Below are 17,920 nucleotides of genomic sequence, written 5' to 3'. Positions count from 1 at the left end.
CAGTTCTCTATTCGGCAGCTAGCACCCAGGCGGCGACATCTTTTGCAACGGCATTAGCGGCTGCATTTAACGCGGGACCGACCTCGGCCGCGTCTGCCAAAACGCCTTCCTCGCGCGCTTCGAACCGGCGCGACTTCACGCGCCCATCATCCAATGTGTGCACCGCTTCAAAACGAACCACCACAGAAGAGCTTGAGGGTTCATAGCCCATATCAATCAAAGTTCCGCGCAAAGTTTGCGTTGGGCGCAGGGGCGTATCGGACGTATCGAGCACAAGAAGTGCCTGCGTATCACCCGAAGCTGTACGCAAGGTTTCGCCAAGCAGACTGCGGAAAAGGCGCGCTGGCTTTTGGATCCAGACCGTATCTTGCAAGTAAGCCACTTCGTTGTTTGATACGTTTACAGGCACGCGCAGCAGATCAAGCTTTGCCGGGACTTCCGGAGTTAGCACCGCGATGGACCCAGCGCTTCCCTCGATTCCAGAGACAACACCTGAACCCACTGGTGCGCTTGCACTAGGGGTGAGTGTTAGGAGGCTCTCAGGCGGTTCGCCCGAACCTCCAAGGCTGACGCATCCTGCCAAGACAAGGCTCCCGGCCAGAACAATGCTGGTTCGGACATTCGCCAATGGGGTTGGTATTTTCATCATGGCTCATACTCCGGAAGAGGCCGTCCGCCGATCAACGATCCTGCCCCTTCGGCCTCAAGCCGGTCGGTGATCGCACGCAAAGATCGGCTGGTGGTGCGCAGCTCCTGCAAGGTCGCCTCCACCGTTGGCAATGTGGTTTCGCTAAGTGCACGGGTGGCAGGCCGCGCATCTTCAAGCATGGCAGAAAGCGAGGTCGCCGCTGCATTCGCAGACGCCAATGTCTCACTCAGTTCTTTGGTAATCTGCGGGCCTTCTTTGCTAATGAGATCATCTGTGGTCGTCGCCACTTTCTCAAATGCCTCCAATGCCTCGCCCGCCTCTTTCAAAGTGGTCTCAAGTTCAGCCATAGTGCCTTGCAAAGCTGGCGCAGCATTGGCCAATTCCCGGGTCAGGCGGTTTGAGTTTTCCAGGATTCCGGCAAGCTGCTCCTGATTTTCTGGACCCAGAATAAGGTTGAGCTGTTCCGTCAGTGTCGCAAGGCGTTCCAACAAAAGCGGTGCGTTGGCGACAATTTCGCCAAAACCGCCGCGGCCAGGCGGAATAACCGGACGGCCTTCTGGGCAAGCGGTTGTTTCACAAGTGAGCTTTGGCGATTCTTTGCGCGCGCCATCTAATAGGATCGTAGAAACGCCGGTAAAGCTTGCCTGAATGGTTGCTTCGGTGCCGACCAGAATAGGCACTTCGTCCCGCACGCGCACACGGACGCGCACAAACTCAGGGTCTTCGCTCGACAACGCGATTTCGCGCACTTGGCCAACCGGCACACCTGCATATGAGACCTGAGAACCATTGACGAGGCCAGCGACTGATTGCTTATAAAAGATATCATATTCGTTCGACGCGCCTTGGTTCAGGCGTGCGATCCAAATGATAAAGGCAGCCAAAGCGATCAACAGCCCCAACGTGACCGCGCCTACCCAAAGATGATTGGCCCTAGTTTCCATAGTATTTCCCTATGCGCGCAAAATCACGTGAGTGTCTAGACATTCGAGCCTCCCTCGGCTGCGTCTTGAGCTGCCAAAGCAGACCGTCCGCGTGGTCCATTGAAATACTCTTCGATCCACGGATGCTGCGTCTCGAGCAGTTCAGGAATAGTCCCCACAGCAATAACTTTTTTGTCCGCCAAAACCGCCACGCGGTCGCAAATTTCGTACAAAGTGTCGAGGTCATGAGTGATAAGGAACACTGTAAGACCCAGTGTCTCTTTGAGATCGCGCGTCTGGCGATCAAATGCAGCGGCACCGATGGGATCAAGGCCCGCCGTTGGTTCATCCAAGAACAGCAGTTCTGGGTCGAGTGCCAAGGCACGCGCCAGCCCTGCCCGCTTTTTCATCCCGCCGGACAGTTCATTGGGATATTTGCGCACGGCTTCTTCTGGAAGCCCCGACAACAGCACCTTATAACGCGCAATTTCACGGCGCAATTTCGGAGAGATATCAGGGTAAAATTCCTTAAGCGGAACTTCGACATTTTCGCCCACGGTAAGCGTCGAAAACAAAGCCCCGCCTTGAAACAAAACTCCCCAGCGCCGGCGCACGCCAACCCGTTGGTCCAAATCGGTATCAGTGATCCTGCGGCCCAGCACATCAATATCACCAGCCGTGGGTTGCTGCAGGCCAATGATCGAGCGCATCAACACCGATTTGCCCGTACCAGACCCGCCGACCACTCCGATAATTTCCCCGCGCCGAACCTTAAGGTCGAGGTCTTCATGCACAGTCGTATCGCCAAAACGATTGACGAGCCCACTGACCACGATAGGCGGCTCGCTGCTAAATCTCCCGTGGGGGGCTTCGGGTTCGGTATATGCCATTAACCCCAACCCACCTCGGTAAAGAACACTGCGAAAAAGGCGTCCAGCACGATCACTGCGAAGATCGCAGAAACCACAGCCATAGTGGTGCGTATGCCGACCTCTTCAGAATTCCCCTTCACCTGCATACCGTGATAACAGCCCGCAAGCGCGACGATGAGGCCAAAGACCGGCGCTTTCACAAGTCCAACCCACACATCGTGAATGGGGACAACTTCCTGAATACGCTCAAGGAAGGTGAAGAACGGAATGCCAAGCGCAACCTGCCCGATAACCGCACCACCAACGATACCGAGGACGCTCGAATAAAAGCCCAAAATCACCATCATAAAGGTGCTCGCGAGGATTCGCGGGATAACCAATTGTTCAATCGGAGAGATGCCGATGGTGCGCATCGCGTCGACCTCTTCGGTCAGCTTCATCGTTCCAATTTGCGCGGCAAATGCGCTGCCCGAACGGCCAGCTACCATGATCGCCGTCATCAAAACGCCCAATTCTCGTAAAGTAATGCGGCCGACCAAATTCACTGTCAGTGTTTCTGCGCCAAATTGCTTAAGCTGCGCTGCGCCTTGCTGCGCGATCACGATACCGATGAGAAAGCTCATCAGACCGATGATTGGGAGCGCGGAAACCCCCACCGTCTCCATTTGGCGCACGACTGCGCGGAACGGAATGCGCGAAGGTCGGCGGATCAAAGTACCAAAGCCGACAAGGATCGCGCCAAGAAAGCTCACCACACCGAAGATACCGCCACGCGCCGCGTATACCTTATCACCAAGTGCTAAAGGAACCCGCTCCCAAACAGGCACGACAGGTGGGCACAATTCGCCGTCGGCCCCTGCCCCTTCGACCGCTTTCAGAAGATGTGTCGCAGTCTCGCTCGCTCCGACAACTGGGCATTCATGCTGTGTCGCGAGACGGCAAACAACCCATGCGCCAATGGTATCCATCTCATCAACACCGCTGATATCGATGTCGGTAAAGTCGCGCCCTACAGATTCAATCTCGTTTTCGAAGGAACCGACAGACGAGACGAGCATCTGGCCAGCAATAACCAGCCGCGAGCCGCCAGCTTCGTTGTCTTCCAGAGAAAAGGTGACAGACCCAAGCATTACAGCCACAGCTATGCGAGCAAAAAGCACGCTTCACAAGCAAAGTCTTGGACCCTTTCACAAATCAAGTGCTTTGGAGACTAAAAATTGCGGCCATTTGGGGGAACGGGCCCTGAGAAAATGGGCGCAATGGGAAGAGAATCTGGCACCAAGGGAGTTATGCTCATCTGAGCAAGCGACAACTTCGCGCAAAAGCCATTGCAGAGATTGGTGTGCTTGTGTGGGGAAATTCCAAGAGTTGTTGCACTGCAACCAATGGCTTGGCATGGGGATAGAAAGAGCAGACGATACAGTCTGCAAACGTTAGTGAGCCAATCCAAAAATGAGCCTACCCACAACCTTCAACCCAGCCGATATTGAGATGCGTTGGTACAACCATTGGGAAAACACGGGCGGCTTTCGTCCTGAACGCCCAGATGCAGAAGCCTTCACCATTGTGAACCCTCCACCAAACGTCACAGGCTCTCTCCACATCGGTCACGCATTGGACAACACGCTCCAAGACATCGTGATCCGCTATGAACGCCTGCGCGGCAAAGATGTGCTTTGGGTGGTGGGCACCGACCATGCCGGGATCGCCACGCAAATGGTGGTCGAACGCCAGATGGAGGCGGCCGGCGATAAGCGCGCCAATTACAGCCGCGAGGAATTCGTCGATAAGGTGTGGGAATGGAAAGCCGAAAGCGGCGGGACCATCACCACGCAGCTTCGCCGTTTGGGTTGTTCCATGGACTGGTCACGCGAGCAGTTCACGATGGACGAGCATTTCACCAAGGCTGTTTTGAAGACCTTTGTGAACCTTTACAACGATGGCCTGATCTACCGCGACAAGCGGCTTGTAAACTGGGACCCGAAACTCAAGACCGCGATTTCCGACCTTGAGGTGGAAACCACGACGATTGCGGGCGGTTTCTGGCACTTCAAATATCCGCTCGCCGATGGTGAGACCTTAGCAGATGGCCGCGACTACATCGAAGTTGCGACCACGCGGCCTGAAACGATGCTCGCCGATATGGCCGTGGCGGTTCACCCCGATGACGAACGCTATGCCAGTGTTGTCGGCAAAGAGGTGGTCCTTCCGATCACAGGCCGCCGGATTAAGATCGTGACCGATGAACACGCCGATCCAGAGCTGGGTTCGGGCGCGGTGAAAATCACGCCGGGACATGACTTTAACGACTTTGACGTGGGCAAGCGCGCCGGTATTGAAGCGGCCCAAATGCTCAACATGCTCGATGGAAACGGCGATGTTTGCCAGACCGCCGACGGCCTCGTTCCGGACGAATTTATTGGCCTCCATCGTTTCCGCCGCGATAAAGTGGACGGCGCGCGTGAAGCCGTGGTTGAGCGCCTAAAAGCCGACGGCTTCCTCATCTCGCATGTCAGCAAAAACAAGAAGGGCGAAGAAACCCTCTCCGATGCTGAACCACGCCAGATCGCAACGCCATTTGGCGACCGCGGCGGTGTGGTGATCGAACCGTGGTTGACCGATCAATGGTATGTCGATGCGGAGAAGCTGGCGGAAAAACCGCTTAAACAAGTGCGCGACGGCACGGTCGAAATCGTACCCAAGTCTTGGGAGAAAACCTTCTTCAACTGGATGGAAAACATCCAGCCATGGTGCGTCTCGCGCCAGCTGTGGTGGGGACACCGCATCCCGGCTTGGTTCGACGAAAGCGGCGGCGTTTATGTCGCAATGTCCGAGGAAGAAGCACAAGCCAAAGCTGGCGAAGGCGTCGCCTTGACCCGCGACAATGACGTACTCGACACGTGGTTCTCTTCCGCGCTCTGGCCTTTCGCGACCCTTGGCTGGCCCGAGGAAGGCCAGCTGCTGGTCGAGAAACACTTCCCCAATTCGCTTCTCATCTCGGGGTTCGACATCCTGTTCTTCTGGGATGCGCGCATGATGATGATGGGCAATTACAATATGGGCGAGGCACCGTGGCCGCGCCTTTATCTCCACGGTCTTGTACGCGCGGCAGACGGCGCGAAAATGTCCAAATCCAAGGGCAATGTCGTCGATCCGCTTGGCCTGATCGACCAATATGGTGCAGATGCATTGCGCTTCTTTATGGCGGCGATGGAAAGCCAAGGCCGCGACATCAAAATGGATGAAAAACGGGTCGAGGGATACCGCAACTTTGCGACAAAGCTGTGGAACGCCACGCGTTTCTGCCAATCACACAACATCAGCAAAAGCACGAGCGTGCGCGCGCCCAGAGCAAGGCTCGCCGCCAACCAATGGATCATCGGCGAAGTGCAAGCCGTGTGCACTGAAATCGAAAGCGCAATGGAAGACCTGCGCTTCGATGCGGCTGCCAATGCGATCTATCAGTTCACATGGTCGAAATTCTGCGATTGGTATCTTGAGCTGATCAAGCCTGTGTTCGCCGACGACGCTGACCCCGAAGGCATGCCCGCCGTCGAAACCCGCGAAGTTGCAGGATGGGCGCTCGATCAGATCCTCGTCATGCTCCATCCCTTCATGCCATTCATCACCGAGGAGCTGTGGCACGCACAAGCCAAGAATAGCGGGGGTGAACGAAAGTATGACCTCATCACGGCCAAATGGCCAAACCCGCGCGGTGAAACCTCCAAAGAAGCAACCGACGCGATTGATTGGGTGATCGACCTCACCACCAATGTGCGCAGCGCCAAAAACGAGCTTGGCATTTCACCGGGCGCGAAATTGGCGGCCTTTGTACCGGAGGCAAGCGCCCTCGCCGCCAGCACTATCGAGCGGTCGAGCGCCGCGATTGAACGCATTGCGCGCCTCACCCCGGTAACAGTCGGCGAAGCGCCTTCGGGCCCAGCCATGCAGGTCACCGCGCAAGCTGGTTCAGGAGGGGGCGATATCTTCGTGATCCCACTCGAAGGCATTATCGACATCGCGGAAGAGAAAGCACGGCTCGAAAAAGCTCTCGCTGCAAGCCAAAAGGAAGCAAAATCGCTCGAAGGCAGGCTGTCGAACGCCAACTTTGTCGAACGCGCCAAGCCAGAAGCGGTGGAGAAAGCAAAGGCCGACTTTGCCCACCACCAAGGCGAAGTTGAACGGCTGACAGCAGCATTAGAGAGGTTGGGGTGAGAACTGCAAAGCGGCGGCTTTTTTGCTCACAGCACATGAGCACGGACGTCTGCTTTTAAGGGTGGAAGCGGACGTTCATTTTTTGTTTTCAATGTTGGAAAGCAGCCCTACTTCTTGGCAATCGCAGTTGGAGTGTAATTGGTGAGAAAACTTTTGACGCGTGTGTTAGGAAGCAAGCCAGTCGAAACAGGCGCTGGTACGGATTCGTTGCCCACCTTAATTGAAGCGGGCCAAGTCTACTCTTTTCGAACACGGCCTGTGACGGATTTCTCTCCCACTTCGACCGGTCGATTTGCTGCGATCAAAATCCTTGGTTCCAGTGATAGCTTTTTTGCAGTCGCCGTTCTGGACGGCATTTGGGGAAGCTCACCCACTCTTTCGGAAGTCCGAAGTACGTCAATACTAAACGAACATCGCTTTGCCCACACGGGTAAGCCCGCTGTTTATGGGGTGGGAGAAGAGTTATGGGCGCCATTGGAATATTTGGATGAGTATACGTTCCTGGGAAAACTACCCGTATCGAGAAAGGAAAGATCACTGTTCAGTGCGCTCGACGAATATGCACCAGGAACGAGCTGGGGTTCGTTGTATCTTGCTGATCAAGCTGCGGAAGGGGAATGGCGTTGGTCAAACGACAGGAAAAACGTCGTCATCGAGTACGAGAAACGCGAAGCCAAGAATAAAGCCGAACGGGTGGCTAGAGAAGAGCGGTATCGTACTCGTTTGAGCAAGCTCACGTGGGAGCAGCTTGAATCGGAAACTCCTTTTGACAAATGGGCCCCTTCGCCACCATTTCCGCCAGCAGAATTCACCGATGCTGCTCGTTTGGTCATCCGCAGCGCTTGCAGTGACCTCAAAGAGCTTGGTTCTAAGCCACGCAGGGCCGATGTCCGGGCAGTCCTGAAGAAAACTGTCATCTGGTTCAACGAGGCGGACGACGGCGCTGGTGGCGTCATTGAGACTGAGGAACGTGAGGATATATTTGCCGTTCTCGAAGAGATGGCTCATGTAGCGCGGCAGAAGGTCTTGGTGGATGAGATAGACGAATGGCGTGAGTGGTGAAATCTAAGTAGAATCCCACCCTCAAATACTGTCTGAGTTAGATATGTTGAAGTCCATTCTCGAACGACCGAAATTGGGTCGATTGCGGAAGGTCGTGTTTCGGGTTGCAGCCTTCGCTCTCTTCAAAACCGGCAATAGCGACCCCACCTCCAGAGAATGTCACCATGGCTTATCCTCGCTATCCCGCTGCTTATCGCGGTGTTCTTCATCACCCGCGCCATCACGATGAAGCGTAAGCGCAAAGCTCTGCTCGCTGCCCCGTTAACGCCCCAACAGCGCCATATTGTCGAGCAGCTTGTGCCTTTGGTCACGCTTCTGCCAAAGGACCTGCGCGCCGCCCATGAGGGCAAGATCAACCTGTTCCTCGATCAGGTCACTTTCCGGGGCAAGAATGGGATCGAAGTCACCGATATGATGCGGCTTTCGATTGCAGCGCAGGCCTGCCTTCTGATCGTCAACAGCCCCATGTGGTACGACACGATCCGCAATGTGCTGCTTTACCCATCGGTCTTTGAGACAGGCCGTGGCAGCCATGAAGAGGGGCTTATCCACGACCACCGCCATGGGACGCTGGGTGAAAGCTGGGACCGCGGACCGGTCATCTTGTCATGGGATCACGCCCTTGAGGGCGGCCTTCGCGCCCATGATGGTGAAAACGTCGTCATCCACGAGTTTGCGCATCAATTGGACAGCCTGTCGGGCCACACCAATGGTATTCCTATCCTTCGCAAAGGTCAGGCGTACTCCCGGTGGGAGAAGGCTATGCTCGACGCCTATCACGACCATTTGAGCCGGGTTGAACGCGGCGAACACACGTTGATCGATCATTATGGTGCAACCAACCATCAAGAGTTCTTTGCAGAGGGGATCGTCACCTTCTTTGAAAGACCGCATGATCTGCGCCGCGAGGAGCCTGCGCTTTATGCGCAGTTCGCGCAGCTCCTCGCGCTTGATCCTGCATCGTGGAGCTAGCCATGCCTCCACTCATTGGGTTTTCCTATATGCGAGCTTCATGACATGGGGCGCAGATGAGCCACGCGCGCTTACCCTTCAATCGCCTCAGTCGATCAGCGCGCACCTCTATGATCGATTGGTTTTGAGCATCATAACAGTGTGTCAGGTGTGTCAAATGTTTCGCAGCTGCGATGAACTGAGTTAGAAGCACTGATGGCTGATTTGATTCTTGCAACCGACGATTCGGGCGGGCCTGAGATTTTCGCCTCACTACAAGGCGAAGGCCCCAGCATCGGCAAGCCAGTGGCGTTTATTCGCCTCTCGCGCTGCAACCTTGCCTGCACATGGTGTGACACCGCCTATACGTGGCGGTTTGAGGGCGACAATCGCCCGCACCGCGATGGGGCCGAATATGAACGCAAAGCCAATCAGGTAAAGCTCTCTCCCGAAGAGGCCGCAGCAAAAATTGCTGTGTTGGGGCAAAATCGGCTGGTCATCACCGGAGGCGAACCCTTGATGCAATGCGGCCCATTGGCCGATATGCTTGCCTACTTGCCCGATATCGAAGTGGAGATTGAAACCAACGGCACGACACGTCCGTCGGCCCATGTCGATATTCGGGTCGACCAATACAATGTCAGCCCAAAATTGACCCACTCTGGCAATACGTCCGAACTCGCACTTATTCCAGAACGACTCGACTTTTATGCGAGTGATCCAAGGGCATTCTTCAAATTTGTTGTGGCTAATCCAGACGACGTAGTGGAAGTTGACACGCTGCAACGTGAATATCGAATTGCAAAGGAGCGTCTCTTCTTAATGCCAGAAGGCACTGATTCCAAAACGTTAAGGGATCGGCAAGTGTGGCTTTCTACACTGTGCCTCAGCAAAGGATATCGTATGTCGGATCGGATGCACATCCATCTTTACGGCGATACGCGAGCGACTTAGGATGGATGTTCGGGGGTAAGACAGTTGGATATTTTCATTTCCTATTCGCGCCGTGACCGCGAGCGTGTGAATTTTATGGCCAAGGCGCTGGAAGCTGAAGGCTATTCGGTTTGGTGGGACCGTGACCTTCGCGCTGGCGAAGAGTTCGACAATGTCATCGACAAGCACATCAAGGAATCCAATGCGATTGTCGTCGTTTGGTCCGATACGTCGATCAAAAGCAATTGGGTCAAAGAAGAAGCCGAAGATGGCGTAATTGAAAACAAGCTTGTCCCTGCGTTGATCGATGAGGTTGTCATCCCGCGCGGGTTCAGACGCATTCAAGCCGCAGAATTGCAGGATTCAACAAGCGATCCAACGCAAAGCAAAAACTGGCCCGTCTTTCTTGAAAGCGTCCGCACAATCGTGGGTGAGGGACAAGGCGCAGAAGCAGGTGCGGCTGAGATGGCTGCATATGGCCTTTCGACAGTAGCACAAGGGCAAGACCTTCCACTTGCCGCGAAGACCAATGATGTGCCTTTTTGGAAACGTCCGATCAGTATGGCCGCAGGCGCATTAGCGCTACTTATCGCCGGGGTTCTGGCGTTTCAGTTTATCGGATTTGGTAGCGATAGCGGCCGCCTTGCTGGCGTCCCGGAAGACAAAGCGATCGTCCTTGGAATCTATCCCAACGAGAGCTTTGGCATCCAACAAAGTAACGGGTTAAAGGCCTCGCTCGAAGGGTTTCCTGCCTTGATGGTGCAAGATCTCGAGGCACCGATCAGCGCCATGAAAGGGCGCGAGGCCCCAGAGGTTATCGCGGACCTCCGCACATTTTTGGACGAGCGCAATGTCGTTGCAATTATTGGCCCATCGATCACAGAGTTCACTCCTCAAGTCCTCAAAGTGATTGAGGAAAGCGGGCAACGCCCCGCAATCGTTTTAACGACGGCTGGCAGCCGCGCTGACCTTGGTTGGAATGACAGTGATCTGCCGATTTTCCGGGTGGGTTCAGGTGTGGACGAACGCGCGGCGCAATTCAAAGCGTTAGCAGAACGGGCGATCTCGCAAGGCATTGGCATAACCTTTATGATTGAAACCAATCCGGACAGCGACGCGAAGACTTATGGCGAATTATTCTTTGACCGTGTTTCCGAAGTGCTTGGAGAATCGAACCTCGAAAACTGGTCCTCTGATGGCCAGGTCAACACTCGCACATTTATACGCGGCTCGATCAATGATGCGTTTTCGACCCCTGAAGAGCAGGCAATTTTGGACGAGAACCGTTTGATTGTAATCATGGGATTGAGCGGTGATTTCAGGGATCTTGCCAGCAGCCAGTTCCGTGAAGACCAGCCTGCGCGAAGGGCAATTCTAGCCAGCTGGAACAACAGCCATCAGGTTCAAGCGGTAAGCGAAATGACAGCTCTGCAGACAGAACGCCTGATCGATATGACCGATGTCTTCGAAAGCGCTGATTACAATGGTGAAAAGCCAGTTGAGATAGCCCAGTTCGAAGGCCTGTTCGGGCCAATTTCACCGCGTTGGCGGCTCGAGGCAGTGGCGTTCGATTCAGGGGTAATCGTCAAGCAGGCCGCAAACGAAATCGAAGGTGAGATCACCGCTGACGCTTTAGTGGCTGTACTACGGTCCCGCAGCTTCAACGGTGTGACGGGCCGGATCTTTTTCAATTCGACAGGCCAAAACACCGGCGATGCAGGAGGCCTGCAACGTTTCTACAACGTAAGCTATGACCCCAATAGCCAGGCATGGCGCGAGGTTGGAAACCTTGGTTCGTTGATGCCGTAACAGGCGCACTCTCTCAGCGAACGCGTTGGTCCAGTAAGTGTTTTGGCCCAGTAAACGCGTTGGCCGAGTTAATGTTATCCTTGTGAACGCCAGCGAAGGACAGTGCGTTCGACCAGCTCTTCTTCGCCGCCGCCACGGTTCCACAACTCGCTAAAGCTTGGATCTTCGGAGGCCGGACGCTTGTGCTCTTCGAGATTGTCAAAGTTCACCCGGATCGGGATGGCTACACCCTCGCCGCAGACAATACACTCGCGATTGCGAAGCGCTGGGATGGAATCGAGGAAGCCTCGGGAGCCCTCTGGCATGGCTGAACGCACAAAAGCTTGGTCACGGTCGTTATTCAAACGCATCGAAATGATGGTACCGCATTGTGAAAGCACGCCCTCGGCAAGGTCGGAAGGACGCTGAGTAATCAGGCCTAGACTGATCCCGTATTTGCGACCCTCTTTGGCAATCCGGCTAAGGATGGAACCTACAGACGATCCATCTGAGTTCTTCTCGTTCGGCACGTAGCGGTGGGCTTCTTCACAAACAAGCAAGATGGGACGCGTGTTCTCTTCCCTGCCCCAAATGGCAAAGTCGAATACCAGCCGCGAAAGGACTGCGACAACAGTCGATGTGATATCCGAAGGTACACCCGAGACATCGATAATCGAAATGGGTTTGCCCTCGCCCGGCATGCGGAAGACCTTGGAAATGAAGTCGGTCATCGTATCGCCCACGAGCATTCCAGAGAACATGAACTGATAGCGCGGGTCGGCTTTGAGTTCTTCAAGCTTGCCTTTGATCCGCATGTAAGGCGCAGAAGATGTAGCCTTATCAAGCTTGCCCATCTCGTCTTGAATCTTCGTCGAAAGGTCCGACAAGAGATAGGGGATCGGGGAATCGACGGTAATCTTACCCATGGATTCAGCGAGGCGGTTCCTGCTGCGCGCATACAGGAGACATTTGGCAAGAATGTCCATGTCGACCTGGCGCTCATTCCCATCGCTGGTGAGGAGGACTTCGCAATGCTCTTCGAAATTCATCAGCCAATAGGGCATTTGAAGGTTTGATACGTCGAGGATCTTACCCGTTTGGCGAAAGGCCGCGGAATATTCCCCGTGAGGGTCAATCATCACGATGTGACCTTCAGGTGCCGCCTCACAAATCCGGTGGAGGATGAGCGCGGCACTTGTCGATTTACCCGTACCGGTTGATCCCAGCAGCGCAAAGTGCTTGCCCAGCATCGCGTCGATATAAAGGCCAGCGCGGATATCCTTGGTCGGAAACACCGTTCCAATAGTGACATTGGCACGCCCATCACTGGCGTAAATTTGTTCAAGGTCCTTGGTAGTGGCCGGATAGACCATAGCGCCAGGCACCGGATAGCGGGTTACACCGCGTTTAAAGCCGTGAATGCGTCCAGTTAGCTTTTCTTCGGCACCCTCACCTAGGAAATCGATATGCGCGATGATACCGTTTTCAGCACGGCGATCTTTGCGTTGATCGCGTACGTTGGCAAGAAGCCACGCATCGCCAACCCGGATCTTGATCTGGCTACCCACTTGGCCAGCCAAAGCAATCGAACGATCGTCATCTTCCATGCATTCGTTCAAACGTTGGAGATCGAGCGCAATTTGCGATCCCGCCCCCGAAATTTCGAGGACAACGCCTATTGGCAATCTGCCGTTATCTTGAGAGTTATTATCTCCCTCACGCGGCTGCGCCGCCTGGCCTTCTGCCTCAAAATTCTGATTCCCCATCGCGTTCATGCGCGTATCCTTGTCTAAGCCAAAGCACCGCACCTAACCGTTTGGCGCGCGATTGCTCGGCGGTCTGAACCTTAGGGTGACATTGCCGAAACAGAGTTAAAATCGCGTCAACGCATGCGCCAAAAGTGGGCAATCCAACGAAGCGATGAGAAGTCTTAGATGACTAAAGCTTGGAGAATGCTTGTCCGGCGATCCAACCCATACCAAGCGATAGCGCAATGGCCCCAAGGCCATAGAACAACGACCATTCTTGAGAAGCAAAGACAACACTGCCTTCAAGGCCCACTTTCACCACTTCAATGTCCGCGGTCGCACTGGCAAGCACACGCCCATCGGCGATTGCAAAGGTTTCTGCGGTGTATTGTCCGGTTGTCACATTAGAAGGCAGAGCAATGCGGGCCTGATACAAGACGCCTTCGCTGATCCGAACACCTGCTGGATTCTGCTTGTAGAGACCCAATCGCTCGCGCATTTCGACTAGGCCGCGGGCATATCGGGCCTGCTCTTCGGGCTCAATTTGTCCCGACGGACTAAGCTGAATAAACTCGGTTCCCAGCTCATAAATAGCCGCCGTTCTGCGATCGACAATATCCGAGACCGGGCTTGACGATGCCACCGCAAAGAAAGACGGCGCAGAACGAAAATCGCTTGCCCCTGCGTTCATCCAAATGCCCGCAATGCGATCTTTTTCGCGCAAGCGGATTGGCTCTGCGGGTCCTTTCAAAACTACCGCGATGTCATAGTCGCGCGTGTTGCCGGGGCCACGCGGATCGATCACTGCGCCATACAGAAGAAGGTCGGCCCCAGTGAAGCCTTGACGCACTTCGATCCGCGACTGGCTGACTTCCGGCACAAGGATAGGCTCTGTTTGCCCCATAAGCATGGGCGCAGCGAAAAATAGGGCCAGTGCCGAAAGAAGGGATCGTGTCCGCGCGGTCATAGCGGGCTGACCGTATATATTTCATCAGGCTGCACCCCCAGACCATAGAGCATTCGCAAGGCAACCGCGATCACGATTGCAGCCAGAACAAACCGCAAAACCTCAGGTCTTGCCTTAAGTGCGATCTGCGTGCCGAACTGCGCGCCCATAACCGATCCTAGCAAAAGCAACCCTGCGAGAACGATGTCGACTGCCTTGGTGGTAAGAGCGTGGGTCATGGTCGTGACCATCGTCACAAACAAAATTTGGAAAAGCGAGGTGCCGACCACCACATTGCCGCTCATCCCAAGGATGTAGAGCATAGCGGGCACAAGGATAAATCCGCCGCCAACACCCATCAACATCGTGAGCACACCAACGATAACGCCTAACACGAGCGGGGCGATAGGCGAGATGTATAGACCCGAGGCATAAAAGCGCGTGCGAAAGGGAAGTCCTGCAACAAGGGGATGATGACGCCTCTTTCGAGGGGATAAGTCTTTTTGTCCCTTGGCCGCCGAAAGCGCTTCAAACGCCTCTCGCATCATAAGGGTGCCGATTGACCCCAGCATCACAACATAGAGAATGTTAATGACAACATCGATTTGGCCAAGCGCCTGAAGCAGCCTGAAAAGCGCTGCGCCAAACAGCGCGCCTATCACACCTCCGCCAACCATCACTGCGCCCATGCGATAATCGACGCCTTTGCGCCTTCCATGGGCGATCACTCCGGAAACGCTGGCCCCGGTTACCTGAGTTGCAGCAGAGGCCGCTGCGACGGTTGGCGGGATACCGTAGAAGATCAGCAATGGTGTGGTTAGGAACCCGCCACCAACGCCAAAAAGGCCGGACAAAATACCGGTCAGGAAGCCCAAAAACACGATGAACAGGCCGTTCACTGAGAGATTCGCAATGGGCAGGTAAACATCCATGCATCATCGACTAGCCCAGCGGGCATTGCGTGGGAAGGAGCGTTTATCCCCTACCCCCATTGATATGGGTGATGATTGCTTAGAAGCGGGTCGAAACCGTCGCGGCCACGCCAGAATCGGGTTCTGCATCGCCGGCGACCTGCTCGCGGTAGTCCACTGAAACGCGTGCTGGCAATTTGCCGATATCAACATCGAACCGCAGCGTCGGGCCGATATCGACACGGCTCACATCTTTTTGTGCCCCTCCCCATACACCTGCTCCAGGACTCACTCTTGCAGAAGGCAAACCGGGTTTTTCTAGGCGTACAAGCTCGCGTGTAATGGCTGCTTGCCCATCAACGAAGTATGTTTCGTTATCGCCAGCCACATATCCGCCCGCGCCATATGCCTCCAATGACAGACCAAGCGGCAATTTCTGCGGTGGTAATTCTGTCACTAGGTAAGCAGCGGGGCGAAAGCTTGTCTGAGCGGTGACACCTTCGTCCGAAATCGCCGGGTTTCGTGTCGCGCGAAGTTCACCATAGGCTCTCATTGGGATATTGCCGAACGGCAGTGCGGAAACCCCGGCAGCGATCTCTGATTCGCCGCCTGCTACAAGCGCATGATAAGCGCGAACGTAGATGCGAGGATCATGACTGGACGAAGGGCGCGCGCGCCATTGCAAGTTTGCGGCGAGTTGGCTTGCGCCATAGGTTGGCTGGCGACCTTGGGGCGATGATATCGCATTCGACCCCTGCCGCGAAAATCCAAATACATCCAGCATCCAACGATCAGTCGAAGCTTGACGTACATCGGGTTGATGCCCCGAGAATGGCGTCGGTGCGACCTGAATGGCATTGGTTCGGCTGCCGTCACCTTGGCTAGGCGCCGTTTGACCAAAGCGTGCACCGCTCAAGAGCCAATCCAACGGTAAGGGTTGCCGTCCGAAACGTTGTCCATCTGCCGCATGGAGAGGGGCAATTGGGTGTGCTGTAGCTGTTGGCGGATAGGCGGCGGGCCGCCCATAACCACCTGCAAATTGCGGATAATGCCCTTGCGGGACGGCTGGAGTGTTCCCTGACCCATACACCTGTGCCGCAGGAGCCAAATAGCCAGCCGGATAAGCATGATGCCCCGGGCCAAGATATTGCACATAAGCGTAACCGCCGGGAAGCATCACGGGCGGATAATGTGGGCTTTGCCGAAATTGCGGATAAGCGACCGAATGAGGAGCAGGCATTGTTCCTACTGCGGCAGAATTGGGGAACGAGCGTACCGAGCTTGCAAGCGACGTTGATGGGGCTGCCGAACTCGCCATCGCCGTGTATGAAAGCGGGCTATCCCATGTGACAACGCGCAAACAGACCCAAGCACCAAGCAAAACGGCAAGCATCGTCAACGGGGTGCCTGGCCTACGATTGGTCCTGCCGTCCTTCATTTTCGAGCACCTCGCGCTGCTTGGTATCTGCCTTGCCTGTAGGAGTTCGCTGACGATTGAGTATTGCCGTAGATTGCTGGGCCCGTCGTTTGTTTTTCTAGGCTGTAGCTGGGTTTGGCTGGATGACGACTGTGCGCAGTCTTGTCCCAAACGATGCCTCGTCCAAAAAATGTCCGCCAATAGGCAAGGATGGCCCGCCACCCCGCCATGATCGCGATGATGTTGGTTATGGGCAGTCGGACTATGGCAAAAACCCCTTCGGCAATGCCGTAATTGCGGGCGGTAAAGAGAAACCGCCAAGCGGTCCGCCAGGCCAGAAAGCACAGATTTGCGGTTATCAAGCCGAACATCAACGGTGACACGGCCAAGGCCGGTCCGTGACCAAAAGTGCTAGCAAGGGAGGTTATAAGCGTGAGCACCAAAAGAAGGTATCCAAGCGCCAGAACGAGCGCGGTAAAGGGCCCGCGCCGATCGCGCACGCGCATCCAAGTTTCGGCTGCGCCGCCCGTCCAGCCGGTTCGATCCCAACCTTGAAGCGCAATACCGTGGACCCAGCGGGTCTTTTGGCGAACGATCTCGTTCAGGGTCGAAGGGAAAAACGCGCGCGTCGCAACCAATTGATCATCTTCGCCGCGCGCTCGGACGAAACGGCAACGCCCTCCTTGTTCAGCAATCGCCAAACCTAACTCATAATCTTCGGTCAGAGATGCCGGGTCAAACGGCACCCCTTCTTTGCTACTATCTGCCAGTTGTTCGAGAGCGCCGCGCGCCATCGCGCATCCCACACCCGCAGCAGGCAATGCAGCGCCGACCGAACTTCGAACCACCATCGCTTTCCCGTGAGCCTCAGCGAACTCTTCACAATAGTGGCTGCCCAGCCAATCGCGGGCAGTCTGCGGCAGAGGCTCAACCGGCAATTGAGCGAAATCAGCGCCTTCATGAATGGCCCAATCCAAGAGGCCAATCCCAGCAGGATCGACCATATCCTCCGCATCGTGAAACAAAACGCATGAGACACGGCTAGATGAACGGCATTCATCATCGCTCATCGCTTCGTAAAGTCTGTTGAGACAATCCGCTTTGGTACTTGGGCCATCACGGTCGTGAATGACCACTCGCAGCCGCACGTCACCCTGCGCAGCACAAACGGCCGCTTCTAGGGTTGCCGGGTCATTGCGATATACACCAATGTAAAGTCGAAGGTTTTTTTGAGGCCAAACATTAAGCAAATGGCGGATCGTGTCCGAAAGAACCTCAGCTTCTTGCCAAGCAGGGACAAACACAGCGACAGGGCTATCAAGCGGTTTGGATTGGAATTGCCCACGATCAATTCTTGCGGTCCTTGCTCGTCCCGTCAGTTTGAGCCATAGCCAAGCCAAATCGACAACAAAGTCATCGATAGCACCGATGAGAAAGAACACCCCTGCGAACAGAAGTAGTTCATACTGTACCAGAGCCAAGAATTGCCAAATATCAGATGCCAT

14 protein-coding genes are annotated in these 17,920 nt (G+C 55.1%); 5 read left to right on the top strand and 9 right to left on the bottom strand.

The window, feature by feature from the left end; genetic code table 11:
* Nucleotides 1–7: 7 nt before the first annotated feature.
* From ABJ205_RS03630 to ABJ205_RS03615, 4 genes are read right to left on the bottom strand one after another with little or no spacing between them, the layout of a single operon-like run.
* A complete protein-coding gene (locus ABJ205_RS03630) occupies nucleotides 8–649 on the bottom strand; it encodes an ABC-type transport auxiliary lipoprotein family protein (protein WP_348160286.1) in 642 nt (213 codons plus the stop codon).
* A complete protein-coding gene (locus ABJ205_RS03625; protein WP_348160288.1) occupies nucleotides 646–1,593 on the bottom strand; it encodes an MlaD family protein in 948 nt (315 codons plus the stop codon). Before ABJ205_RS03625 ends, ABJ205_RS03630 begins: the two co-directional genes overlap by 4 nt.
* Before the next feature lie 35 nt (nucleotides 1,594–1,628).
* Nucleotides 1,629–2,462, bottom strand: coding sequence for an ATP-binding cassette domain-containing protein (locus ABJ205_RS03620; protein ID WP_348160290.1), 834 nt, complete (start codon nucleotides 2,460–2,462; stop codon nucleotides 1,629–1,631).
* Nucleotides 2,462–3,574, bottom strand: a complete 1,113-nt coding sequence (locus tag ABJ205_RS03615) for an ABC transporter permease (RefSeq protein WP_348160292.1) — start codon at nucleotides 3,572–3,574, stop codon at nucleotides 2,462–2,464. The genes ABJ205_RS03620 and ABJ205_RS03615 overlap by 1 nt, the downstream gene beginning before the upstream one ends.
* A gap of 322 nt (nucleotides 3,575–3,896) precedes the next feature.
* Here ABJ205_RS03615 and ABJ205_RS03610 point away from each other — a divergent pair, with 322 nt between their 5' ends.
* The 5 genes from ABJ205_RS03610 (at nucleotide 3,897) to ABJ205_RS03590 (ending at nucleotide 11,414) form a co-directional block, all read left to right on the top strand.
* Nucleotides 3,897–6,659, top strand: a complete 2,763-nt coding sequence (locus ABJ205_RS03610) for a valine--tRNA ligase (protein WP_348160293.1) — start codon at nucleotides 3,897–3,899, stop codon at nucleotides 6,657–6,659.
* Between the two features lie 141 nt (nucleotides 6,660–6,800).
* Entirely contained in the window at nucleotides 6,801–7,721 is a 921-nt protein-coding gene (locus tag ABJ205_RS03605; RefSeq protein WP_348160295.1) for a hypothetical protein, read from the top strand.
* Between the two features lie 156 nt (nucleotides 7,722–7,877).
* Entirely contained in the window at nucleotides 7,878–8,693 is an 816-nt protein-coding gene (locus ABJ205_RS03600; protein ID WP_348160296.1) for a M90 family metallopeptidase, read from the top strand.
* 195 nt (nucleotides 8,694–8,888) lie between these two features.
* Nucleotides 8,889–9,626, top strand: a complete 738-nt coding sequence (locus ABJ205_RS03595; RefSeq protein WP_348160297.1) for a 7-carboxy-7-deazaguanine synthase QueE — start codon at nucleotides 8,889–8,891, stop codon at nucleotides 9,624–9,626.
* Nucleotides 9,627–9,650: 24 nt separating this feature from the next.
* The gene (locus ABJ205_RS03590) at nucleotides 9,651–11,414 is read left to right on the top strand and encodes a TIR domain-containing protein (RefSeq protein WP_348160299.1); all 1,764 of its coding nucleotides are present in this window, start codon (nucleotides 9,651–9,653) and stop codon (nucleotides 11,412–11,414) included.
* Between the two features lie 74 nt (nucleotides 11,415–11,488).
* Here the strand turns inward: ABJ205_RS03590 and ABJ205_RS03585 are convergent, their stop codons facing one another.
* The 5 genes from ABJ205_RS03585 to ABJ205_RS03565 all read right to left on the bottom strand — a co-directional run bounded on the left by ABJ205_RS03585 (nucleotide 11,489) and on the right by ABJ205_RS03565 (nucleotide 17,920).
* A complete protein-coding gene (locus ABJ205_RS03585; protein ID WP_348160306.1) occupies nucleotides 11,489–13,159 on the bottom strand; it encodes a DUF87 domain-containing protein in 1,671 nt (556 codons plus the stop codon).
* Between the two features lie 172 nt (nucleotides 13,160–13,331).
* The gene (locus ABJ205_RS03580) at nucleotides 13,332–14,045 is read right to left on the bottom strand and encodes a TIGR02186 family protein (RefSeq protein ID WP_348160308.1); all 714 of its coding nucleotides are present in this window, start codon (nucleotides 14,043–14,045) and stop codon (nucleotides 13,332–13,334) included.
* A 59-nt stretch (nucleotides 14,046–14,104) separates the two neighbouring features.
* The gene (locus tag ABJ205_RS03575; RefSeq protein WP_348160301.1) at nucleotides 14,105–15,019 is read right to left on the bottom strand and encodes a sulfite exporter TauE/SafE family protein; all 915 of its coding nucleotides are present in this window, start codon (nucleotides 15,017–15,019) and stop codon (nucleotides 14,105–14,107) included.
* Between the two features lie 79 nt (nucleotides 15,020–15,098).
* Entirely contained in the window at nucleotides 15,099–16,436 is a 1,338-nt protein-coding gene (locus ABJ205_RS03570; RefSeq protein WP_348160302.1) for a hypothetical protein, read from the bottom strand.
* A complete protein-coding gene (locus tag ABJ205_RS03565; RefSeq protein WP_348510005.1) occupies nucleotides 16,433–17,920 on the bottom strand; it encodes a glycosyl transferase family protein in 1,488 nt (495 codons plus the stop codon). The genes ABJ205_RS03570 and ABJ205_RS03565 overlap by 4 nt, the downstream gene beginning before the upstream one ends.

The sequence above is a fragment of the Erythrobacter sp. genome (genome assembly GCF_039988855.1).
Taxonomy (GTDB): Bacteria; Pseudomonadota; Alphaproteobacteria; order Sphingomonadales; family Sphingomonadaceae; genus Erythrobacter.
Note: the sequence above shows the minus strand (reverse complement) of the source record. Positions and strands in the feature narration are given on the sequence as shown.